The sequence below is a fragment of the Methylobacterium sp. J-088 genome, assembly GCF_022829295.1.
In the GTDB taxonomy this organism is placed as follows: Bacteria; Pseudomonadota; Alphaproteobacteria; order Rhizobiales; family Beijerinckiaceae; genus Methylobacterium.
On the sequence record NZ_JAKSYH010000213.1, the window covers coordinates 1 to 22,070 of the forward strand.

The 22,070-nt window shown below is 67.5% G+C and carries 15 protein-coding genes and 3 pseudogenes; 6 read left to right on the top strand and 12 right to left on the bottom strand.

Annotated features, from left to right (window positions below):
• Nucleotides 1-268 (top strand): annotated as a pseudogene (locus MKK63_RS23720) (IS5/IS1182 family transposase); the annotation flags it as partial.
• A gap of 334 nt (nucleotides 269-602) precedes the next feature.
• Here the strand turns inward: MKK63_RS23720 and uvsE are convergent.
• The 6 genes and pseudogenes from uvsE to MKK63_RS23750 form a co-directional block, all read right to left on the bottom strand.
• On the bottom strand, nucleotides 603-1,757 hold the full coding sequence (gene uvsE, locus MKK63_RS23725) for a UV DNA damage repair endonuclease UvsE (RefSeq protein ID WP_244006148.1): 1,155 nt from the start codon (nucleotides 1,755-1,757) through the stop codon (nucleotides 603-605).
• The gene (locus tag MKK63_RS23730; RefSeq protein ID WP_244006150.1) at nucleotides 1,754-2,794 is read right to left on the bottom strand and encodes a phosphoesterase; all 1,041 of its coding nucleotides are present in this window, start codon (nucleotides 2,792-2,794) and stop codon (nucleotides 1,754-1,756) included. Before MKK63_RS23730 ends, uvsE begins: the two co-directional genes overlap by 4 nt.
• A 641-nt stretch (nucleotides 2,795-3,435) precedes the next feature.
• Nucleotides 3,436-3,849: a response regulator gene (locus MKK63_RS32285; RefSeq protein WP_409564551.1), complete on the bottom strand. Its 414-nt coding sequence runs from the start codon at nucleotides 3,847-3,849 to the stop codon at nucleotides 3,436-3,438.
• Between the two features lie 12 nt (nucleotides 3,850-3,861).
• Nucleotides 3,862-4,479 (bottom strand): annotated as a pseudogene (locus tag MKK63_RS32290) (response regulator); the annotation flags it as partial.
• 39 nt (nucleotides 4,480-4,518) lie between these two features.
• Nucleotides 4,519-6,414 (bottom strand): GAF domain-containing protein, encoded by a 1,896-nt coding sequence (locus MKK63_RS32035; RefSeq protein WP_313901793.1) that lies wholly within the window; start codon nucleotides 6,412-6,414, stop codon nucleotides 4,519-4,521.
• A gap of 221 nt (nucleotides 6,415-6,635) precedes the next feature.
• Nucleotides 6,636-9,059 carry a PAS domain S-box protein gene (locus MKK63_RS23750; protein ID WP_279574830.1) on the bottom strand — a complete coding sequence of 808 codons (2,424 nt, stop codon included), beginning with the start codon at nucleotides 9,057-9,059 and terminating at the stop codon, nucleotides 6,636-6,638.
• Nucleotides 9,060-9,425: 366 nt separating this feature from the next.
• Here MKK63_RS23750 and MKK63_RS23760 point away from each other — a divergent pair, with 366 nt between their 5' ends.
• From MKK63_RS23760 to MKK63_RS23775, 4 genes are all read left to right on the top strand, one after another.
• Nucleotides 9,426-10,610: a DUF2252 family protein gene (locus MKK63_RS23760; protein WP_313901794.1), complete on the top strand. Its 1,185-nt coding sequence runs from the start codon at nucleotides 9,426-9,428 to the stop codon at nucleotides 10,608-10,610.
• A 136-nt stretch (nucleotides 10,611-10,746) separates the two neighbouring features.
• Nucleotides 10,747-12,372 carry a hybrid sensor histidine kinase/response regulator gene (locus MKK63_RS23765; protein ID WP_244006154.1) on the top strand — a complete coding sequence of 542 codons (1,626 nt, stop codon included), beginning with the start codon at nucleotides 10,747-10,749 and terminating at the stop codon, nucleotides 12,370-12,372.
• Between the two features lie 99 nt (nucleotides 12,373-12,471).
• Nucleotides 12,472-13,434 carry a TIGR03885 family FMN-dependent LLM class oxidoreductase gene (locus MKK63_RS23770; protein ID WP_244006156.1) on the top strand — a complete coding sequence of 321 codons (963 nt, stop codon included), beginning with the start codon at nucleotides 12,472-12,474 and terminating at the stop codon, nucleotides 13,432-13,434.
• Nucleotides 13,435-13,473: 39 nt separating this feature from the next.
• Nucleotides 13,474-15,279, top strand: a complete 1,806-nt coding sequence (locus tag MKK63_RS23775) for a glycoside hydrolase family 15 protein (RefSeq protein WP_244006157.1) — start codon at nucleotides 13,474-13,476, stop codon at nucleotides 15,277-15,279.
• Between the two features lie 68 nt (nucleotides 15,280-15,347).
• Here MKK63_RS23775 and MKK63_RS23780 read toward each other — a convergent pair whose 3' ends face one another.
• From MKK63_RS23780 to MKK63_RS23805, 6 genes and pseudogenes are all read right to left on the bottom strand, one after another.
• On the bottom strand, nucleotides 15,348-15,722 hold the full coding sequence (locus MKK63_RS23780) for a response regulator (RefSeq protein ID WP_244006158.1): 375 nt from the start codon (nucleotides 15,720-15,722) through the stop codon (nucleotides 15,348-15,350).
• A gap of 96 nt (nucleotides 15,723-15,818) precedes the next feature.
• Nucleotides 15,819-16,691, bottom strand: a complete 873-nt coding sequence (locus tag MKK63_RS23785) for a type 1 glutamine amidotransferase (protein WP_244006159.1) — start codon at nucleotides 16,689-16,691, stop codon at nucleotides 15,819-15,821.
• 1,298 nt (nucleotides 16,692-17,989) lie between these two features.
• Entirely contained in the window at nucleotides 17,990-19,615 is a 1,626-nt protein-coding gene (locus MKK63_RS23790) for a recombinase family protein (RefSeq protein ID WP_244006160.1), read from the bottom strand.
• Nucleotides 19,612-20,214: pseudogene (locus tag MKK63_RS23795) on the bottom strand (DUF2924 domain-containing protein). Before MKK63_RS23795 ends, MKK63_RS23790 begins: the two are co-directional and overlap by 4 nt.
• Nucleotides 20,214-20,828, bottom strand: coding sequence for a DUF3489 domain-containing protein (locus MKK63_RS23800; protein ID WP_244006162.1), 615 nt, complete (start codon nucleotides 20,826-20,828; stop codon nucleotides 20,214-20,216). The pseudogene MKK63_RS23795 and the gene MKK63_RS23800 overlap by 1 nt, the downstream one beginning before the upstream one ends.
• Before the next feature lie 136 nt (nucleotides 20,829-20,964).
• Complete coding sequence (locus MKK63_RS23805) at nucleotides 20,965-21,219, bottom strand: hypothetical protein (protein WP_244006165.1); 255 nt, start codon at nucleotides 21,217-21,219, stop codon at nucleotides 20,965-20,967.
• Nucleotides 21,220-21,727: 508 nt separating this feature from the next.
• On the opposite strand from MKK63_RS23805, the gene MKK63_RS23810 reads away from it, so the two are divergent.
• Nucleotides 21,728-22,070, top strand: a 343-nt coding sequence (locus tag MKK63_RS23810; protein WP_244006163.1) for a LysR family transcriptional regulator, incomplete at its 3' end; no start/stop codon positions are given.

A 22,070-nucleotide genomic window follows, 5' to 3' on the forward strand; every position in this document is an offset into this window, starting at 1 on the left:
GTTGATACCCCAGGGCCTCGGCGACGCCGGCAATGTCGGCGGCAAACCAGCGAGAGCGATGATCATCGCCGTCGAGATCTTGCGCAAGCCGCCGGATCAGGTTGGCTCTGCTGTTGATCCACGCCGGTGGGTAGTTGAGAGGTTCTTCGCCTGGATCCGCCGCAACCGACGGCTCTGGAACGTTCCGGAAGCGACCCTCGCCTACGCCAGAGCCTTCCTCTACGCCGGCGCCGTCATGATCCCGGTCAGGCGCCTCGACCGATCAACCTGCCTTCTCGGACGGACTCTTAGCCGAACCTACGTCCCAGGATTAGGGCGACGCCGCGACCTAGTGGTCCAAATCTGACGCTTGGTACCCGCCGCCAAGGGCTGCTCTCGACCCACCTCAGCCGTTCCGTGGGCTGCACCGGATGCCCGTAAGCGGACGTCAGAAAAAATCGTGGCTTCAATTATATTGGCACAAAATGAATATTTGAATCTACGCCCAGACTAATTCATTGGGCTTCTAATGATACCGTTACTATGGCAGATACCGACACAAGCTCCAATATTATCAGGCGGTTTCCATCTCTCTGGGGCGGCATTGCTTCGTTTGTGGATTTTCACTCAGCCGCCTCTGCACGTCCTTCGTCAACATCGGGCTCCTCGTCCGCGTCGACGCCGTCCTCCAACTGCTCCTCGTCGTCCGTCGCCGCCTGCGGGGTGATCCCAAACCGGGCGGCGACATCGGGTGCGAAGCGCAGCAAATCGGGGCGAAGACGCAGGAGGCTGAGGTCCTTGGATTTCCCTTCCAGCATCACGTCGAAGACCAGCCCCTCGGCCATGCGCATGAACGTCGCGAACTCGAACGGATTGGTGAAGTCGGCATGACCCGTCCAGATTGGCGGTCGCAACACCGTCTTGACCCGTGCCGTTGCCTTGACCGGTGCCTTCAGCAACTCCTTCGACTTACCCCTGGCCTTCCCCGCCTTGGCCGCCTCCCGCTGCTTGGGGGTGATCTTCTGTTTGATCTCTCGCAGCTCGGTGCGCGGCGAGGAAAAGTGCATCTTCGGACGAACCCCGGCGGGCCACGTCGCGAGGAACCGCTCGAAGGTCTCGCGCATGTCCAGCCGCTCGGGGTTGAGGCACCAGAAGTGCTGGTAGTCGAAGATCAGCCGCACACTGGTACGCTCGTGGATCCAGAGCACGTCCGCCGCGGAGAAACGCAGGTCGTCGTTCTCCAGCACGAGGCGGCGCTTAACGTGCTCCGGGCAGAGGTTCCAGCCGTCGACCCAACGCGCCCGGCTCGCCTCGTGGTCGTCGTAGACGCCGCCGACATGGGTGATCATCACCGCCTCGTCGTCCAGCCCCATCCGATCAAGCATCTCGGCCTGGCTGGAGAGGTCCCAGATACTCTTTTTCGTAAGCTCGGGGTTGGGGGCGTTCAGCAGCACGTATTGCGAGGGGTGGAACGATAGGCGAATATCGTAGTCCCGAGCCTTGGCGCCGAAAGCGCGTAACTCGGCGTCGCTCTCCGCCACCATGTTGTGGAACTGGGGCATGTCGGGATGGGTCGCGTAGGGCGCTATGTCCGACGACATCCGGTACATGTCGAGGTTCTTCGATTTGAGGTAGTCCAGAACGTGGTCGAGCAGTTCAAGCGAGCACTTGAGGTGCGGATCCTTCTGCCAGCGACGGGTGTCCTGGGACTTCAGGTCCGGCCGACCCATGACCTTGACCGGAAAGCCCAGCCGCAGGGGGCGATCATTGCCGTTCATGCGTCCACCTGTGCCTGGGGGAACCCGAGTTCCCGGATGAAGCCGTTCCAATCGGCGTTCCTCAACGCCCCACCCGTCGCCTGGGCGTGACCGTTGCCATAACGTCCGTCCGCGCTGGTTGGGCGATGCTCGGCCAGGAATGCGATGAGGTCGCGCCCGCTGGCTGATCGCGCCGCGAAATGCACCCAGCCGGGGCGATAGCCGGCGTTCGCTGCGATCACGATCTTGTCCCTGAACCAGCCCCGCCACTGTTGCGCGATCAGCGGATGGATCTGGCACGGCGAGTCGAGCGAGATCAACGCGACGTCGCCGCCGATCACGGGCGGCACCCGTTTAGCCTTGTCCATGGCCGCGCGAACCTCGACCTTCGCCGCCTGCAAGGCCGATGCGTCCGCGTCATCGCCCTTGGTGATGCGCTTCGGGCCGTCCGATGCCAGCAGCAGACGAAGCGCCGGCCCGGCATCCGCGGCGGCGGTTCGGCGAGGGGCGTTGACGAGCGATGTAGCGTCCCGCAGCGCCGTCTTGCCCCACCGGGTCTGGGCCTCGGCGATCTCGGGGAAGTCGAGCCCCTCCGCCATGTCACCAATGAGCCCCACCGCCGCCAGCCACAGGAGGTCTGCCTGATCACCCAGGGCAGCGGCCGCCCACCAGGCGAGCAGGGCCGTCGTCGGCTCCGGATCGAGACCGTTTCCGCTGATGGTGACGGCACCCTCCGGTTCACCGGTCGGGACGTGATGGTCGATGACGAGGGTCGGGCAGCCCGACAGGACCGGGTCGCGCCGCGTGCCGAGGTCGGCGACGATCAGCCCACCGGGGTTCCAGGCAGCGATCCGGTCGGTGACCTCAGGATCCCACGGCGACTCCCCCTTGCCGATGACGAGGGATTCAGCCGACATACCGGCGTCCCGTAAGGCCCTGGCCAGGATGGCGGCCGCGGTCAGACCATCCGCATCGAAATGGCTGACGATCAGGACAGGCGCCCCAGGTTTGAAGGTAGCGAGCGCGGCCATCATCGCGTCCCGTGCAGCCGCGCGCACGTCGCCGCTCGATGACAGGCTTCCAACTACCTGCCTCCCCGCCGTTTTCCCCATCGATCACATGACTTTCATCGCGCTTATGGACGTCCCGACCTCGACCATGCCGGCAGGCGAGATGCGTCGTCCGACCCTGCCAACGTGCGAGCCCCCGATCCGATGACGGGCCTGAGTGGAAAAACCTGTGCAAGGGTTCCGCGGGAAGGGGCGTGAAAAGATGGACGAGGGGCTGCTGAGTGTTCATGGTATCGCAATTGTCGCCGGACTGCGGATGCCCCAGGGGAAGGATGTCAGGGTCGGGCAGCGGCCGACGCTGGGGTCCATGACGAGCATGTCGCGTTCAAAGTGCCGGTTTCCGGGGAACTGCGATGCTGCGGGTCGCGGCGGCCCTTGCCGTCGCTGCGACGCGGCCGCGATTGCCGAACGCGCCGTCAGCCTCCGCGAGCGTATCGCCGCAAACCGTGCGGAAGGGCGGCCTCCATATGCCAGACGCCCGCCCGATCCTGACCGGGATGCGTACGGCCCGGGCCCCGCGCAGGCAGCGGGATCGGACGCGAACCAAGCGAGCGCAAGACGATCCCCAGTCGACCGCTGAGCGCCAATCGCAGCACATCGGCCTTACCTCAAGGACGCGAACGGCGGCTTCAGGATCGCGAAAGGCCTACGGGAACCAGCACCTGCCTGACCGCGGCGGCGAGGTCATCCAGGCTCAGTTGGCCCTTGCGGATGATCCGATCCGCCTGCCCGGCGAGGCGCTTCCGATCCTCGCCGCTCACGTCCTTGGCGGTCAGCACGATGACGGGTAGGTGCGCCCATTCGGGTTGGGCACGCAACGCCCGCAGGAACGCGAATCCGTCCATTTCTGGCATCATCAGATCCAGCAGGATCAGGCACGGTCGTTCGGCGCCGACCGCATCGAGGCCGCGACAGCCGTCCTCGGCCTCGGCGGTGCGCCACCCATCGCGGGACAGGACGCCGCAAACCCTCGCTCGGGCATCGGCATCGTCGTCCACCACCAGGACCGGTCCATCACAGGCCACCGGCCTGAACCATGCCATCGTCGCCGCGAGCTCGTCCCAGTCGATAGGCTTCTGCAAGTAGTCCGTGGCCCCGAGCGAGAATGCCAGGTTCTGCTCGTCGAGCACCGTCACCATGACGATGGGTGTATCGCCGAGGTCCGGATCGGCACGGAGCGTCCGCTGCACCGTCCAGCCGTCCATTCGAGGCATCGTCACGTCGAGTAGGATGCAGCGCGGACGGAGCCTGCGTGCGGCTTCGAGACCCGCACGTCCGTCGACGGCGGTGACCACGTGGAAGCCGTCCCTTTCGAGGAAGCGGGCGAGGAGGTCGCGCGTGGCCGGGTCGTCGTCCACAACCAGCACGATGGCGGACGCCCCTTCGACGCCGCTTTCGGACAGGGCGGCGATGGTCTCGCCCTCTGGTTGCCCTTCCACGAGACGGACGGGCAGGCTTACCGTGAAGGTGGTGCCCTGTCCCTCCACGCTGTCGACGACGATGTCGCCGCCGAGCATCCCCACGAAAGCCTTGGTGATGGAGAGCCCGAGACCCGTCCCGCCGAACCGCCGCGTAGTCGAGGCGTCCGCCTGGGTGAAGCGCTCGAACAGGCGTGCCTGTTGATCCGCCGTCATGCCGATGCCGGTGTCGGCGATCCGGAACACGAGCCAATCCTCGCCACCGCGCCGCTCGCGCTTGGCCGCGAGGGTGACCTAGCCGTTCTCGGTGAACTTCGCGGCGTTGCCAAGCAGGTTGATCAGGCACTGGCGTACCTTGGTGACGTCGGTGTGGGCGCTCCCTAGATCCCCGCGAAGGTCGAGGCGGAGGGCGTTGCCCTTCTTGGCGACCAGCGCCTCAACCGTGGCGGCCACGTCCCGGACGACGGCGTCGACGGAGAAGTCCTCGACGTAAACCTCCATGTGCTCGGCCTCGATCTTCGAGAGGTCGAGGACATCGTTGATCAGGCCGAGGAGGTGGCGCGCGTTCGATTCGATCTTGCGCATGTCGGGCAGGAGATCCTCGTGCCCGGCGTCCTCCATCTCCTCCTGGAGCATCTCGGAGTACCCGATGACCGCGGACAGCGGCGTGCGCAGCTCGTGGCTCATGTTGGCGAGGAACTCGCTCTTGGCGCGGTTGGCTTCCTCCGCTGTCGCCTTGGCCGCAGCGAGCTGACGTTCGGACCGCTTGCGCGCGTCGATGTCCGAGACGACGACCACGCCGCCGGTGGGATGTCCGTCGGCCCCGTTCATTGCAGCGGCCGAAAACCCCACCCACGATATCGTGCCGTCGCCGCGCCGGTACTCGACCTCAAGCTCGGCTCCCGGTTCGCCATGGCGGGTGACACGCACCAGGGGCCACTCGTCGGGGGCGACCGGCCGGCCGTCCTCGTGGAAGGCGATCCATCGCGCCGGCCCTTCGCCCGGAGCGGCAGGCAGCACGCCGTGCCCGAGGATGGCCTCCGCCCGCGCGTTGTGACCGACGATGCGTCCGGACGGGGCCTCGGCGATCAGGACTCCGACGGGGAGGTTATCCAGCACGGTCCGGAGGGTGTCCTCTCCGGCGCGGACATCCCGGCGCGCGTCCGCCTCCCCGGCCTCGGCCAACCCAGCAGCGACCGTGCCGGCGAACTGCTTCGCCACCCGGAGGTCCCGCCCGGAGAAGGCGTCGGGATGGCTCGACTGGAGTTTCAGCACGCCGATGGGCGCGCCGCCGCGCGAGACGGGAACGTAGATGGCGGAGCGCATGCCCAGCGGCGCGATGACGTCCCGCTTGACCCGATGGTCGAGCAGTACGTCCGGACACAGCACCGCCTTGCCGGTGATCAGGGTATGTCCGGACAGGCTGCCCGAGAGGGGAAGCCGCAGGCCGACATGGTCCGCCAATGTGCCGAGACCGGAGCGATAAACGAGTTCGTCACCTTCCCGCAGCTCGATCACGCCGCCCTGCGCCGATGGAACCGCAGCCATCACCCCGCCAACGAGCGCATCGAGGATGGCGTCGCGATTGCTGGCGGCGCTCGAGATGGCCGCCTGCGTCGCGATCAGGGCATTCTGCTGGGCGATCAAGGTTTCCTGGCCGGAGAGGATGCGCTCGCGCTCGCTCGCCGCGCGCCGAAGCTCCATCTGGGCCATGACCTGTCCGGCCAGGGCCTGCAACGACTCGGCCTGTTCCTCCGTCAGCCCTCCTGGCCGGGGCGCCGTATCGATGACGCAGAGCGAACCGAGGCGTTCGCCGGAAGCCGCCTCCAACGGTGCCCCGGCGTAGAAACGGAGGCCCTCCTTGCCCGTCACCAACGGGTTGTTGCGGGTGCGGGGATCGGAGGACAGGTCGGGGATGACCAGGAGGTCCGGTGCACCGAGTGCATGGGCGCAAACGGAGCGGTCGAGGGACGTCTCGCAGGGCGCGAACCCCGACCTGGCCTTGAACCACTGGCGGTCCGAGGCGACGAAGCTGACCAGCGCGACCGGGGCGGCGCAGAGCCGTCGTGCCAGCAGGACGATGTCGTCGAACCCCTTCTCCGGCCCTGTATCCAGGATGCCGTAGTCGGCGAGTGCGTTCAGGCGCCGACCATCGCCGACTTCCGCTGGCGTCGAGGCCCTACGATTCATGTATGCCCCGGGTGTTGGTGTTCCGGACGAACTCGATCAATGAGCCCTACGGTTTAAGTCCCGTGTCGGAGGGAAGCTCCCTTTTCCGAGAGACGCGACGTCTTGCAGCATCCAAAAAATCATCGGAATTCAGGATGCACCACGGGTGTTCGTGCCCATACCTTCCGCCCGGTGATGCTCCTTTGCCGATGGTTCGCATCGGTCTTGGGCAATTGTCGGAACTACCCTTGCGTGGTGGTTCTCGTCCGCTCGACCGCGAGGCGCAGGATACGGGAGAGGTCCGCCTCCGAGTATGGCTTGCGCAGGAGCTCGAAGCCATGCGCGCCTTCCTGGGCGAGCACCTCGCTGTAACCGGACGTCAGGACGACGGGCATCCCCGGCCTGCGGTCGAGGATCCGGTGGGCCAGCGTGATGCCGTCCATGCCCGGCATCATCACGTCGGAGAACACCACCTCGAATTGGAACGGGATGCGCTCGATCTCGACGAGCGCCTTCTCGCCGTCGGTGGCCCAGACCGTGTGGTAGCCGAGCTCGCGCAAGGCCTGGGTGGCGAAGGCACCGACGTCCGGATTGTCCTCCACGACCAGAACGCAGGTCCCGTGCCCCTCGGCGAGAAGGGCGGGTTCGCGCTCGTCCGCCACCGGCCTCGGGACTTCCTCGGCGCGGGGGAGGTAGAGGCTGAAGGTCGTGCCGCTGCCGACCACGCTTTCGACCACCACCTCTCCGCCGGACTGCTTGGCGAACCCGTACACTTGGCTCAGGCCGAGGCCGGTTCCCTGGCCCACCCCCTTGGTGGTGAAGAACGGCTCGAAGATCCTATCGACGAGGTCCGGGGCGATGCCGGCACCGGTATCCGAGATCGATACGGCAATGAAATCACCTGCCACGGATGGATGCGCGCGAACGGCAGGAATGGATCGCGTCGACCGGACGCGGATGTCCAACCGCCCCTCGCCGTTCATCGCGTCGCGGGCGTTCACGACCATGTTGACCAGCGCGGTGTCGAACTGGCTCGGATCGGCGTTGATCAGGCACGGCACCTCGATGCCCGTGCCGTCCCGGAAGGGCTCCACCGTCGTGGTCACGGCGATGCGGGCGCCCGTCAGCGTCGCGACCATGTCGGTGACCGAGGCCACGCTTTTCCCGACATCGAAGACCTCGGGGTTGAGGGCCTGCCGGCGCGCGAAGGCCAGGAGCTGGCCCGTCAGCTTCGCCGCGCGCCCGACGGTGTCGGAGATGGCGTCGACGTAGCGGGTCCGCCGTTCCTCCGGCAGGTTCGGTCGCTTGAGCAGGTCGGTCGACGACTTGATCACCGTCAGGAGGTTGTTGAAGTCATGCGCAACCCCGCCGGTCAACTGACCGACCGCCTCCAGCTTCTGGGATTGCCGAAGCTGCTCCTCCAGGGCCCGACGCTCGGTGATGTCCCGGCCGGCGGCGTAGAAGTGGCCCTCGCTCGGGATCGCGTTCCACGACACCCAGCGATAGGTGCCGTCCCTCGACCGGACCCGAACGTCGACGTCGTCGAGCGCAGAACCCCCGACGACCCGTTCGAAGCCTAAGCGGGCCGTCTCCCTGTCATCCGGATGGACGAAGTGGTCGAAGCGGGCACCAGCGACCTCGTTGGCCTCCCACCCCAGCATCGTCGCCCAAGCGGGATTTCCCGTCCGGAACCGGCCATCCAGACCGCATACCACGAAAAGGTCCCGGCTGGCGCGCCAGAGGGTGTCGCGCTCCTCGGTACGGTCGCGGGCGGAGGCGTGCAGGTGGCTTTCCAGATTGCGCCGGTCCGTGATGTCGTTGAACAGGATGGCGACGCGACGGCGAGCGGGGTCCCCGATCCTAAGGGCATGCACGTCGAACCAGCGCCCAAGGGAGATCGCGCCGCTCTCGAAGCGCGTCGGCCTACCGGTCAGGGCCACCTCTCCGTAGGCGTCGAACCAGGCCCGTTCCAATCCGGGGACGAGTTCGCTGACCCACCTCCCCGTCACCCCGCGCAAACCGGTATGGCGCTCGAAGGCCGGGTTGACCTCCACGAAGCGGTAGTCGACGGCCCGACCCTCTGCATCGTAGCGCATCTCGACGATGCAGAACCCGGCATCCACGGCCTCGAACAGGGTCTGGTACCGCGCCTCGCTCTCCGCGAGCCGCTCCTCCTCCGTCCGGAAGCGGGTGACGTCGAGTTGGCTCGCGAAGAAGTACCGCAAGTCCCCGTCCGGCCCATACACGGGGCTGACGTAGAGTTCGTTGCGGAACGGGGTGCCGTCGCGGTGATAATTCACCAGTTCGACGACCACGTCCCGCCGGGCCGCCACGGCATCCCGGATCTTCGCCACGTCACCCGGATCGGTGTCCGGCCCCTGTAGGAAGCGGCAGTTTCGTCCGATCAGCTCCTCGGCGCCGTAGCCGCAGAGCTCCTGGAACGCGCGGTTGGCGAAGACGATGGGATTGTCCGGAAGGTTCGGGTCGGTGACGATCTGCGGCATGCGGGTCTTTTCCGCCGCCGTGAACAGCAGGTCGGCCCCGGCCGCGGACGTCCTTTCCCCCGCGAGGGGGGCGTGGGACAGGCGTGCGACATCGTCCCTGAGCCGCTCGATCTCCCTCTCGGCATCCCTCAGGCGGGAACGGAGCTCATCCTCTCTGTCCATTCATGACCCATCCCGTGTTGCTCGTCCGTATCGACCGGCTCGCCTCGCGTCGGCATCGTGGCAGCAAGGTCACGACGGCCATGGACGATTCAGCGCCGTTTCGAAGTCAACGACCGCGGGGTCATCCCATGCAGGGTATCCCACCGCAAGCTCGGGGACCACCTGGACCGATGTGGAGCCCCGGACTGGGGAAAAGACATCCTCCCATCCTCGCCAACCTTACGTATAAGAGAGGACCTTCATCCACAGGGAAGGCAAATGGCCGCGCAGCGATCCAGCGCCATGGGGCGTTGATCGACGCGAGGGGGCGAAGGCCGTGTCCTGAGACCTCCTGGCGCTTTGTCGAAGGGCGTTCCCATGGGCAAGATGAAGACGTTCGACCGCCACGAACGGGATCACGTGCTGGAGCGACAGCGCGAACGGAAGATGGCACGGTCGGCCCACGCCTACGTACGCGGCAACACCGCTCGCTTCTACGAATGGCTCGATGGTCTCGGCTCGGGCTGTCTCCCGGAAGGTCCCCCGGTCTGGATCTGCGGCGATTGCCACCTGGGCAACCTCGGCCCCCTTGCCGATGCCGACGGACAGGTCGACGTCCAGGTGCGCGACCTCGACCAGACCGTGATCGGGAACCCGGCGCACGACCTCGTGCGGCTCGGGCTCTCCTTGGCGAGCGCCGCACGTGGGTCCGACCTGCCGGGCGTCGTGACGGCCCGGATGCTGGAGGAGATGATGCGCGGATATGTATCCGGCTTGGCCGGCAACGCGTCCGGCCGCGAGCCCGATGCCGTGCGTACGGTTCGGGTCCGAGCCCTGGGCAGGCGCTGGAAGCACCTCGCCCGCGAGCGCATCAAGGACGTCGAGCCGTCGATACCGTTGGGCCGCAAGTTCTGGGCCCTCGACGCCGCGGAGCGAGGAGCACTCGATGGTGCGTTCGAGAACCCGGAGGTACGGAGATTGGTGCTGTCCCTCAACGGGCGCTATGACGAAGCCGAGATCCGCCTGGTCGACGCCGCCTATTGGATGAAGGGCTGCAGCTCCCTGGGCAACCTGCGCTACGCCGGTCTCGTCCGCATAACGGATGCCGATGGGCACCGCTCGTTCGCCTTGGTTGACTTCAAGGAAGCAGTGGATGCGCTCGCTCCGACCCATGCCGATGCCAGCATGCCTACGGACCCGGCCCGACGAGTCGTCTGTGGCGCCCGGGCCATGTCTCCGAACCTGGGTGACCGGATGCTACCCATTCGGCTTCTCGACCGCTCTGTGGTGATGCGCGAACTTTGCCCCCAGGACCTGAAGCTCGACGTCGATCAGTTCTCGAAAACCGAGGCGGTTCGCGCCGCCGGATATCTGGCGCACGTTGTCGGAAGGGCACATGGCCGCCAGATGGATCAGGCTACCGCCTCAGAATGGGAGGCCGAGGTCACTCGCATGCGTGACGGTGACGAGGCTCCCAGGTGGCTTTGGTCCAGCGTGGTCCACCTGGCAGGTCTCCACGAAACGGGTTACCTGGAACATTGCCGCGTCCACGCGCTTCGGGATGCGGCCTAGGGAGTCGCCTCGGCTCGACTGCGACATCCTGACGTTCACGGGTTGTTCGAACCAACCTCGAAGGCTGGGCGGGGAGGCTTTAGGTTAGCTCGATTCCCGGCCTCCGCCGGGCCGCAATCCCCGGAGCCGCCAGAACGTGACGTCATCGCCCGAGAAACCAAAGATCCACGGGCCCAAGACGCCCGTGACGGGGAGCGGTCCCTCCGGCGTCGTCGACCAGCACCACGACATCTTCTTCGCCGCCGTCGAGACGACGCGCATGCCGATGATCGTCACGGACCCGCACCAGGCGGACAACCCGATCATCTTCGTCAACCGCGCCTTCGAACGGATGACGGGCTACACCCGGGACGAGCTGATCGGCACCAATTGCCGCTTCCTCCAGGGACGTGAGACCGACCGGGAGGTCGTGGCCGAGCTGCGTTCGGCGATTGCCGAACAGCGCGAGTTCTCGACGGAGATCATCAACTACCGCAAGGACGGGTCCTCGTTCTGGAACGCGCTGTTCGTCAGCCCGGTGTTCAACCGCTCGGGCGACCTCATCTATTTCTTCGGCTCGCAGCTCGACGTGTCCCGCCGTCGCGATGCGGAAGAATCGCTCCACCAAGCCCAGAAGATGGAAAGCCTGGGCCAGCTGACCGGCGGCATCGCGCACGACTTCAACAACCTGCTGCAGGTCATCTCGGGGCATAACGAGGTGATGCTGGCGCTCATCGACCACCCCGACATCGACGTCGGCCGGATGCGTCGGGCCGGCGAGGCGGTACGGGACGCCTCGGATCGCGCCGCCAAGCTGACCCACCAGCTCCTCGCCTTCTCGCGCAAGCAACGTCTGGAGGGGCGCCTCCTGAACCTCAACGGTCTCGTCCAGAACATGAGCGAGATGGCCGAGCGTACGCTCGGCGAGCAGGTCGTGATGCGATTGGTGCCGGCACCGGACCTCTGGAACACCCGCATCGACCCGACCCAGGCCGAGGTGGCGCTGCTGAACGTGCTGATCAACGCGCGGGACGCCATGCCGAACGGCGGCACCGTCACCGTCACCACCGAGAACCTGCTGATCGAGGACGAGGACACCGCCCTGTTCAAAACAGTGGGCCCGGGGGCCTACGTCGTGGTCTCGGTCACCGACACCGGAAGTGGCATGCCGCCGGCGATCCTCGCGCGGGTCATGGAACCGTTCTTCACGACGAAGCCCGAAGGCAAGGGTACCGGGTTGGGTTTGGCGATGGTCTATGGGTTCGCCAAGCAATCCGGCGGCTCGGTGAAGATCTACTCCGAGGTCGGGCACGGTACGACGGTCAGGCTGCTGTTCCCCGCCTCCGACCAGAAGATCGACGCCGAGCGCAAGGCATCGCAACGTGCCGCCGACCGGCATGGGACCGAGACGGTTCTAGTCGTCGACGACCGCCCGGACGTGGCGGCCACGGCGGCGACCATTCTGGAGGATTTCGGCTACAAGGTCATCGTCGCGGACGGGCCCAAGCAGGCCATCGAGATCCTCGATGGCGAGGGACGCATCGACCTGTTATTCACCGACCTGATCATGCCCGGCGGAATGAACGGGGTGATGCTGGCGCGCGCCGCACGCGAGCGGCAGCCGAAGATCAAGGTGCTGCTGACCACGGGCTACGCGGAAGCGTCCCTGGAACGCACCGACGCGGGCGGCACCGAGTTCGAGATCATCAACAAGCCGTACAAGCGCCTCGAACTGGCGCGGCGCGTACGCCGGGTCATCGACGGACCGACCGGCGTCGGATAGCGGCCGCGAGTACGCGGTTGCGTCGAGGTGAGGCAGGCCGGCTTCGGAACGCCACCAGAAACTGGCCGTTCGCGTCTCGTTTGGACGGAGACTCAGGACTTGGCGCGTATCGGCTACCATGCTTCCCATGAGCAGTACGCGCCTTCGGTGCTCCTCTCCCACGTCCAGGCAGCGGAGCAGGCCGGTTTCGCCTGCGCCATGTCGTCCGAGCACTTCAAGCCCTGGAGCAATGCCCAGGGTCATGCCGGACATGCGTGGTCCTGGCTCGGCGCCGCGTTGGCGACGACGCGAATCCCGTTCGGGATCATCACGGCGCCGGGCTACCGGCACCACCCGGCCATTCTGGCGCAATCAGCCGCAACCCTGTCGGAGATGTTTCCGGAGCGGCTATGGCTGGCCCTTGGCAGCGGCCAGCGTCTCAATGAGGATGTCACTGGTTTGCCCTGGCCGGAAAAGGTCGAGCGAACCGCGCGGCTGGGTGAGTGCGCGGCGGTGATCCGGGCCCTGTTTCAGGGCGAGACCGTGACCCATCGCGGCCGTGTCACCGTGATCGATGCCAAGCTCTACTCCCGCCCGGAGAAGGCGCCGCTGCTGATCGGCGGGGCCGTCACCGCCGATACCGCGCGGAAGGTGGCAGCATGGGCCGACGGTCTCGTCACCGTCGGCATCGAGCCGGAAAAGCTCCGTCCCGTCGTTGACGCGTTCCGCGAGGGCGGCGGGGCGGGCAAGCCGATCTTCCTCCAGACCAAGGTCTGCTGGGATGCGGATGCCGACCGGGCGCTGGCCGAGGCGCATGGGCAGTGGGCGGCCAACATGCTGGAGGGCGATGCCAATTGGGACCTGCGCACGCCCGAGGATTTTGAGACCGCCTCACGTTTCGTGCGGCCGGAGGACGTCCACGGCTGTGTGCGGGTCTCCGAGGATCTCGGGCGCCAGGCCGCATGGCTCGCCGAGCTGGCCGAGATCGGCTTCGAGGAGATCATCGTCCATCAGGTCGGACGGAACCAGGACGCCTTCCTGGAGGCGTTCGGCGGCCATGTCCTGCCGCAGTTCCGCGTCTGAACGGCCCAAAGCCTATCATTCCCCTCGGAGTCATCGCACGTGCTGAAACCCTTTCCCCGCTCCGGCGGACCCGTCGAACGAGAGGACGGGTACCTTCCCATCGAAGCCTACGCAGCGCTCGGTGAAGGTCGTTCGGTGGCCTTGTCGGGGGCCGACGGGTCGATTGACTGGTGGTGCTGTCCCAACCTCGATTCGCCGCCTCTGTTCGACCGTCTGCTGTCGTCGCATGAGGGCGGTTACTTCTCCGTGACGCCGGACGCGCCGTTCACCGCCGAGATCGGCTACCGCGACGGCAGCAACGTCCACGAGACCGTGTTCACCACGGCGACGGGAAAGGCGCGGCTGACCGAGAGCCTCAACAGCGGGCCGGCCGGACGACTGCCCTGGGCGGAGCTCGCCCGCCGCATCGAGGGCCTGGAGGGGCGGGTGCGCTTCCGGATCACCCTTGTGTTCGGCACCCGCGGCGACACCGCCGGACCCTTCCTGTCGGCGAATGCCAGCGGGAAGGCGTTCCATGTCGCCGACCTGATGGGCCTTTATAGGTACAGCGACGGTATCCGCATCGAGGCGGAGGACGACCACGCGATCTCCGCCGTCGTCGAGGTCACGACGGGCCGGATCGAGACCGTCGCCATCATGGCCGGCGAGCACGAGCCCCTGGTGGTTGCGCCGGTGGCGCATATCGACCGCCGCATCGAGGTCTCTTGCAAGGCATGGCAGGAGTGGACGGAGGGGCTGGGCTACGGCGGACGCTACCGCGAGCAGGTCGAGCGCAGCGCGCTTGCCCTGAAACTCCTTCTATACTCCCCGACCGGGGCCATCGCGGCGGCGGCGACGACCTCCCTGCCCGAGGGGATCGGCGGGAAGAAGAACTACGACTACCGCTACGCCTGGGTCCGCGACGCCGGCTACGTCATCAAGGCGTACCTCCGGCTCGGGGCTCACGCCGAGGCCAGCGCCGCCCTGACGTGGCTCGTCCGCCATCTGGACGAGCATGGCGCCCAGGTCCTCTACACCCTGAACGGAGAGACCGTGTCGGAGGAGGAGGAGCTCGACCTACCCGGGTACCGGAACTCCCGACCCGTTCGCACGGGCAACGCCGCCACCGGGCAGCACCAGCACGGCATCTACGGTGACATCTTCGAGACGGCAGAACGCTTCGTGGTCGGCGGTGGTATGCTCGACCTGCGCAGTGGCGCCCTGCTGGCGCGCCTGGCCGACGAGTGCGCCGAGAAGTGGAAGATGAAGGATGCCGGGATCTGGGAGCTGCCCGAGCAGCAACACTACACCGGATCGAAGATCAGTTGCTGGCAGGCGCTCGCCCGTGCCGTCGAGATGGCGGAGAACGGCCACCTTCCTGGGAACTGCAAGGACCGGTGGGTCCGGGCGCGCGACCGCGTCGCCGCGTGGATCGAGGAGCATTGCTGGTCGGAGGACAAGCAAGCCTATGTGATGTACCCCGGCAGCGACATGCTCGACGCCTCGCTGACGCTGGCAGTCCGGTTCCGCTATGGCAACCCCACGCGCCTGCGTGCCACCTGCGAGGCCATCGACCGCGAACTCGGGCGCGGGCCCTACCACTACCGCTATACCGGGGTGGAGGCCGAGGAGGGGTGCTTCCTCTCATGCACCTTCTGGCTCGCCGAGGCGATGGCGTTGCTGGGGCAGGCCGACGCTGGCGCGGAGAAATTCGAGGCGGTGGTGCAGGCACTCGACCGCAACTCCGGAACCTACTCCGAGATGGCCGACCCGATGACGGGCGCCTTCCTCGGTAACCTGCCCCAAGGACTGACGCACCTTGCTTTGATCCAGGCGGCCGCGACGTTGTCGGGCATGGAGCTCTAGGCGGAAGCCGAGGCTTTCCCGCAACATGCCCAGGATACCCACGGAAGGCCGCCTGGCTCCCGTATCACCTACCGCGCATGATGGATCGCGTCGACCACTTGGGGACCGTTGTAGGGCTTTGCCACGAACAGTCCATGGTCCGGCACCTCGTCCTCGGAAAACCGTTGGCGGCCGGAGGTCAGGATCAGCCGGATGTCCGGCCACGAGCGGTGGACGCGTTCGGCCAGGGTCTTGCCGCACATGGAACCTGGCATGTCGACGTCGGTAAACAGGACCCCGACATCGTCGCGGGCGAGGAGGATGTCCCACGCCTCGTCCGCGTTGGCCGCCTCGACCACGGAGAAGCCCGCATCCTCCAGCATCAATACCGCGGTGAAGCGTACGAATCCGTCGTCCTCGACCACGAGGACGACCGATACTGGAAGGGGGCGCTTGTCCGGCATCTGTTTCCAACAGGCACCGACGCGAACGGTTTCCCGTTTCGGCACAACTTTGTTCGGCCACCCGGTGCCAAACATCCGTGAGACGTGAGTGGCGTCTCAGCGTCGCTTGCTTCGGGTTGGGACGACCAGCGCCTCGATGAAGTTGCGCATTTCCGCCTGCCGCAGGTCGTCGTCGGTGACCTGCTCGTCGAGGCCGAGCCGCCACGCCAGGTCCCGCCGCCCCGGTTCACGATGCAGTGCCTCGACCAAGTCGGCCTGGTCCTCGACCTCACGCCGGTTTATCGCGAGCCCGGCCTCGATCAGGTCGTCCGCTTGGCGCCGCAGCGCCCCGGACACCTCGTCCAGGCCGATCTCCGGGTGGTACTGGACGCCCCAGAAAGTGCCACCCTCGAATCGGATCTCTGCGGCCTGGACGACGGTGGCTCGGTTGCTCGCGAGAAGGATGCTTCCGGCCGGAAGGGTCTCGACCTCGTCGGTGTGGATGCTCGGCGCATCGTAGGCGGCGGGCCGGCCGCGCAGGAGCGGATGCGGCCGGCCTGCGTCGGTCGGCGTGATGCGGCGGGCGAACCCGGCCTCGGGTCCGTTCCGGTTCGGCCTCACCGTCCCGCCCGCAGCGACTGTCGCCATCTGCAGGCCGGCGCAGGACCCGAAGGACGGGGTGCCCGAGGCGAAGAGCGCCCCCATGAACGCCAGGGCACGCCGGACCTCCGGGGTTTCCTCGTACAGAGAAAGCGGGGAACCGGAGAGGAACACGGCGTCGTACCCTGCCAAACTCTCACCTTCCGGCAACGCGCAATCGGCGTCGGCGGGCTTGATGCAATGGCACAGGGCGCCGGGTGCGAGACGTTCCAAGGTCTCGACGTAGGTTTCCCCGGACGAGCGTCCGACGCTCTCCCGGCGTTTCCCCCTGGCGTGGGGCGGCTCGCTCTCCGCGACCAGGAAACGCAGTCTTCTGGTCGCATTCAGCAAGGGTGATCTTTCCAGGGGAGCCGTTCCCTGGGACCCGAACAACCGGCGGTGCGGGGCGTTCCGATGTGGGCGAACCTGCCGCACGGCTGTGCCGTAAAGGCTTTCGTCATTCCTCGGGCACCGCTCAACCGCCAATTTCGAGGCCTGCGTGGTCGGACCAGGATCGGCATGCGCAAGCCACCGAGCTTGAAGTTGATCTGTTACATTTGTCATTCAACGCAGGGTCGAGCCGTCCTCGCCTTTGCTATCTCGCCGTCCGCATTTTTGGTTTTGCGCCCCAAAAGCGGACCTGCCGAAATCCACCCGTTGCAGACCCCGCGACTGGCTACCAAGCGTCAGATTTTGACCACTATTTGACCAGATCGAGTCGTTGGCCACTCTGGTATTGCCCCTCGCTGTCGTCAGGCGGCATCGGCGAGGGCGTGCAACCGGCGATGTTCCAGGCATCCCTCCTCGCGCCCCCCGGCCAGCTCGTCGACGTCGGACCGGAGCCACGTTTGCGGCGGGTGATAGCCCCCCTCCCGACCACAAGCTTTGCCATGATTGCGCACGTCGGATCGTCGCAAGACCGAGGCATAAGCCTATCCCGGGCCTCGAAGACGCCGCGCGTCGGTCCGGCGGGGCCTATCGCGATGTCGCCGCGCATGACCACGCTCGGGGACAGTGCCGATCGCCGCCGAAGGAGGGCCGCGCCTTCGCGCACCTGCACGCCCATCGGGTCTGTGGGGGGCGTCGCGGCGGATCCGCTCTTCCCGCCCGTCCGGTTTGCGGGCGGCCGCCGCGGCGTTCCCGCGGCCGGCGCCCGGAATGAATTCGGGATGGGGTTACATAGGGACGCACATGCCGGACATCCCCTCCGCATCCCCGTCGTCATCCCCGAAAGCGCAGCTTGGGCAAGGACTTGAAGCGGCGACAGGCACTTAACCCGTTCGCGGGTTACGGTCCCCTCAGCTCCACCAGGCAGTTTTCAGAAACTGCGTGCCTGGTGGTCGATACGAAAAACGGCGCGGTGTTCGCGACTTAGCCGCGTCTCCACGACGATATGCCAGTCTCTAACCCGCCAGACCTCGGATTGGCTGCTGAACGAGGCCGCCGTCTCCGCTGCTGCCAAACCTGTTTCCGCGCACAGGATCGATGACGGATACATGGGTCGTTCGCCGCGGGCGCACGGCGATGCGAATGCGAGCGGCCGCCGACGACGCAAGGAAGGTGGCGCTGAAGTTCGGCTCAGATGGTAGGGGATTGGATCGCCCGGCGATGGCCCCGGAGCGCGGTGGCGCGGTGGCGCGGTGATGTGCTCACAAGCCTAGGGCGCGCTCCTGCTCCGCCCAGGATGCCGGCAGCTCGGCCAGATGCCGGACGCCGATGCCGCGCGGCAAGCGCCCGTCGACGATGGCCCGCACGATCCAAGGGGCGAGATGGGCGAGCGGCAACACCATTCGCACCGCGCGTTCGCTGCAGCCCTCGCGCAGTGCGATGGCCGCGGTTCCCGCCGCACGCGCCGCGACGAGGTCGTCGATCCAGGTGCGGCTGCGGGCGATGGCCGTGAGGATGCGCGCGCGGTCCTCGACCTTCATCGGTCGCAAGCCATCACGCTCCACCCCCGGGGGCACGACGATCTCCCGGCGCCGACGATGCCCCGTGGGCGACCAGGGGATGCGGATCGGATCACTCTCGTGCCCGCCAACCAGCTCGATCAGCAGCGCGTCGGGATGGATCGTCACCCGCGCGAGGTGGATCGCAACTATTTCGGCGTCGCTGAGGATCTCGGATACCGGAGCGGATGAAGAGGCAGATGCGCCGGTCGAGCGAAGCGTCGCGCGCAGCGCCTGGACCACGCTGTCCTCGACCGCGTGGGCTGCGATGCGCCGGACGGCGCAGGTAGGCCGCTCCCGGACCGCCGCCCGGCTGACGTAGTACCGGTAGCGCCGCGCGCCCTTTGCCGTGTGGCTCGGAGTCATTGCTTGGCCCTGCTCGTCCCGGATGCGCCCGGTGAGCAGATGCGCGCCTTCCCGCCGCCGGGCGGTATGTGCGTGATGGTTGGCTGCCAGCTGCGCCTGCACCGCGTCGAACGTCGCCGGTTCGACGAGGCCAACGTGCTGGCCCTCGTGCACGCGGCCCCGGTGGCTGAGCCGGCCGACGTAGATCGGGTTGGCGAGGATCTTGTACAGGTGCCCGCGGGTGAACGCCCCGCCCCCGACCGGTTTGCCCTTGCCGTCGCGGCGCTCGGGCACGCGGATGCCGCTGGCCTCCAACTCGGCCTGCAGCGCGCTGACCGTGCCGAGTGCGCGATAGCGGGCGAAGATCGCGCGCACGACCTCGGCCTGCTCCTCGACGACATGCAGCGCGCGCGTATCGACACGGTAACCCAGCGGCACCACCCCGCCCATCCAGATGCCCTTGCGCTTGGACGCGGCGATCTTGTCGCGGATGCGCTCGCCGGTGACCTCGCGCTCGAACTGGGCGAACGATAGGAGGACGTTGAGGGTGAGGCGCCCCATGCTGGTGGTGGTGTTGAACGCCTGGGTCACCGACACGAACGATGTGCCATGCGCGTCGAACAGCTCGACGATCTTGGCGAAGTCGGCGAGCGCGCGGGTCAGGCGGTCGACCTTGTACACGACGATGACATCGACTCGGCGCTCGCGCACAGCGTCGAGCAGGCGCCGGAGGGCGGGACGCTCGAGGGTACCGCCGGAGTATCCGCCGTCGTCGTAGCGTTCGGGCAGGAGCCGCCAGCCCTCGTGAGCCTGGCTTCTCACGTAGGCTTCGGCAGCCTCGCGCTGGTTGTCCAGCGAGTTGAACTCCTGCTCCAGCCCGTGCTCGGTCGAGACACGCGTGTAGATCGCGCAGCGCAGCGCCGGGCGGGCGCCCGAGGGGGGATGCTGTGCAGCGTTCGCCGAACGACGCAATTTAGCGCTCACGTTGGGGGCCTCCCCTCAACCCTTTCTCGCCCGGCCCCCGTCGCCGCCTCGGCCCGCTCGCGCAGGCCGAAGAAGCGGGGGCCGTTCCACTTGGTGCCGGTGATGGCGTGGGCGACGCGGGACAGGCTGGGGTAGGTCGCCCCGTCCCAGGCGTAGCCGACGTCGAGCACGGTGACGGTGTGCATCCGCCCGCCCTACTCGCGCGACAGCTGTACGCCGGGGGTGTGCCCGCGCCGGTCCGGCACCGGGACGGCGATGGCGGTCGAGGTGACCGCGGCGCCAGGTTCAGACGTAACTCGTCCGGCCCCCGTCCCCCGCCCGGCCGCGAAACGGCCGAGAGCTTGCGCGGTGTCGCGGTCGAGGCCGCCCAACGCGCGGATCTGAAGGCGGTGGGCGAGGATACGGGCGCGCAGGGCGGGGGAGAGGCCGGGCGGAGCGGCGGAACCGAAGTCCCGCCGCCAGCGCCGGGTGAGGCTGGCGGCGTCGAGGCCGGCCAGCTCGTCGAGCGCGGCGGCGAGCCGGTCGGCGGCGGGGGCAGCCCCCGTCCCGACCACCGCCGCCATCGACTGCGCCGCGGCGGGCATGCGCTCCCCGCCCATCAGGCTGCCGCCGGGGTTGCGCCGGCGGCCTCGGCCGCCGGCGTGCGTCGGGGCTTGCGCGCCCGGGGCGGGGCGGGGACCGGGGTCACCGGCGCGGGGATGCAGTAGGCGGTGGCGGCGTCGGGGCGGGCGGCCTTGAGCAGCGCTTGCCCGCCGGTACGGATTCGCGAGAGGGCGGCGCGGGTGGTGTGAGGCAGCCAGCCGGTGGCGGCGATCAGCTCGGCGAGCGTCGCCCCCTGCTCACGCCTCAGCAGCTCCAGCACCTGCGCCTTCTTGCTCGAGGCCGCGGCACCATCGATGACCGCCGGTGCGGCGGCGCAGGCAGCCGCATTCACCTTGGCGGCGCGCGGTGGCTTGGGCGGGGCGAGGCCGACGGCCCGGTATCCGGCGGGGGTGAGGCGGTGTGGGCCGTCCGCCTCCGGGGGTGCGAATACCAGGCCATCGCGCAGGAAGCGGCCGAGCAGTCGCGCGTAGGTGGCGGGCTTCATCGCGGCGGGGCGCGTCAGGCGGCCTCCGTCCGCAGCGGCGGCCTGCAGCAAGCCAGCTTCGGTCCGGTTCAGGGGGACGGTCGTTGGGGCGGCGGCGGTGATGGCAGCGGCATTCGTGGCGGTCATGGTGATCGTCTCCGTGGCGGCGGGCGAGCCCCTCCACCGGCCTGACCCCGCGATCGGCTCCGCGACGGGCCGGCGGGGTGAAGCGAGGAGACCGCGTGTGGCGATCGCATGGGGACGGCCGCACGCGAACAGACGGTCAATCGCCGGGAGCGGTGGCCTCGGCGACCTTTCGGTTGATGTGGTCGATGAGACAGATGGCGCCGTGCAGGGTCTTGGCCTCGCTGAGGGGGACGTCGAGGTCGAGGACGATGCGCACAGCCTCGCGCTCGGAGTCGGCGCAGACCAGGGTGGTCTTGGCGAGAGCGGCGGCCTGGGTCAGGCGGGTGCTGATGGCGGCCACGCTCTGGCTGGTCTCGTTCGTATCCACCCGGCCCGTAGTCGTCTCGCTCATACCGTCACCTCAAGCGCGTGGCTGCCTCGGCCCGCGGCTGCGTCGGGCCGCTCAGCACACACGCTCTATTGGCGGCGACAGTCCAGTCGGAAGTACGGGATCGCGCCGACATTCGCGACGTAGCGCGGGAATGCCTCCGGCAACGCGAAAAATTGAAGCGAAGCCGCGGTCTGGAATGGCAGGGTTTGGCCGAAAGCTGTCGGTCCGCTTCGGAGAAGGTCCGTGGGAAAAGCGGACAGCCTCCTATCGACCCAACCCGGCCGCTGGGAAGAACGTTTGCGTTTCTCATAAGCGGTCGTTCGTCGGCCACCCCGCAAGCTCGGCTCGGGGGGGAACCGGACCCCAACATACTGCCCGCAAGCCGACCCACATTGCGACGGTCCGATAGGGTTTGAGAAACGGAACCGTCAAGCTGGAACGTAGCTGTTCTGATAGGGCAGTCTCACAGACCCGAGCATACCAGCGCGTGATAGGCTCGCCGCCTTCTTCGAGACCGCCGAGCCCGTCGATGACCCTGGATCAGCTGCGCATTTTCGTGGCGGTGGCCGAGCGCCAGCATATCACCCGCGCGGCCGAAGCGCTCAACATCGTCCAGTCTGCGGTCAGCGCGGCGGTCTCGGGGCTGGAAGCCAGGCACGCGGTCAAACTGTTCCATCGGGTAGGGCGCGGGATTGAGCTGACCGAGGCCGGTCGCAGCTTCCTCGGTGAGGCTCGGGCGGTGCTCGCCCGCTCGGAAACTGCCGAGCTGGTGTGGGGCGATCTCCGCGGGCTGCGGCGAGGGACGTGGCGTGTCGACGACAGCTCGAACCACTCTCGACATTTGCTGCCCTGCTCGCAGTACGCCTGCGTGG

Excerpts from the sequence above, each read along its gene's own strand:
- MKK63_RS23780 (WP_244006158.1), bottom strand. The coding sequence starts at position 15,722 with ATGCCGGACAAGCGCCCCCTTCCAGTATCGGTCGTCCTCGTGGTCGAG.
- MKK63_RS32035 (WP_313901793.1), bottom strand. The coding sequence starts at position 6,414 with ATGAATCGTAGGGCCTCGACGCCAGCGGAAGTCGGCGATGGTCGGCGC.
- uvsE (WP_244006148.1), bottom strand. The coding sequence starts at position 1,757 with ATGAACGGCAATGATCGCCCCCTGCGGCTGGGCTTTCCGGTCAAGGTC.
- MKK63_RS32285 (WP_409564551.1), bottom strand. The coding sequence starts at position 3,849 with ATGGCATGGTTCAGGCCGGTGGCCTGTGATGGACCGGTCCTGGTGGTG.
- MKK63_RS23805 (WP_244006165.1), bottom strand. The coding sequence starts at position 21,219 with ATGAGCGAGACGACTACGGGCCGGGTGGATACGAACGAGACCAGCCAG.
- MKK63_RS23760 (WP_313901794.1), top strand. The coding sequence starts at position 9,426 with ATGAAGACGTTCGACCGCCACGAACGGGATCACGTGCTGGAGCGACAG.
- MKK63_RS23750 (WP_279574830.1), bottom strand. The coding sequence starts at position 9,059 with ATGGACAGAGAGGATGAGCTCCGTTCCCGCCTGAGGGATGCCGAGAGG.
- MKK63_RS23800 (WP_244006162.1), bottom strand. The coding sequence starts at position 20,828 with ATGACCGCCACGAATGCCGCTGCCATCACCGCCGCCGCCCCAACGACC.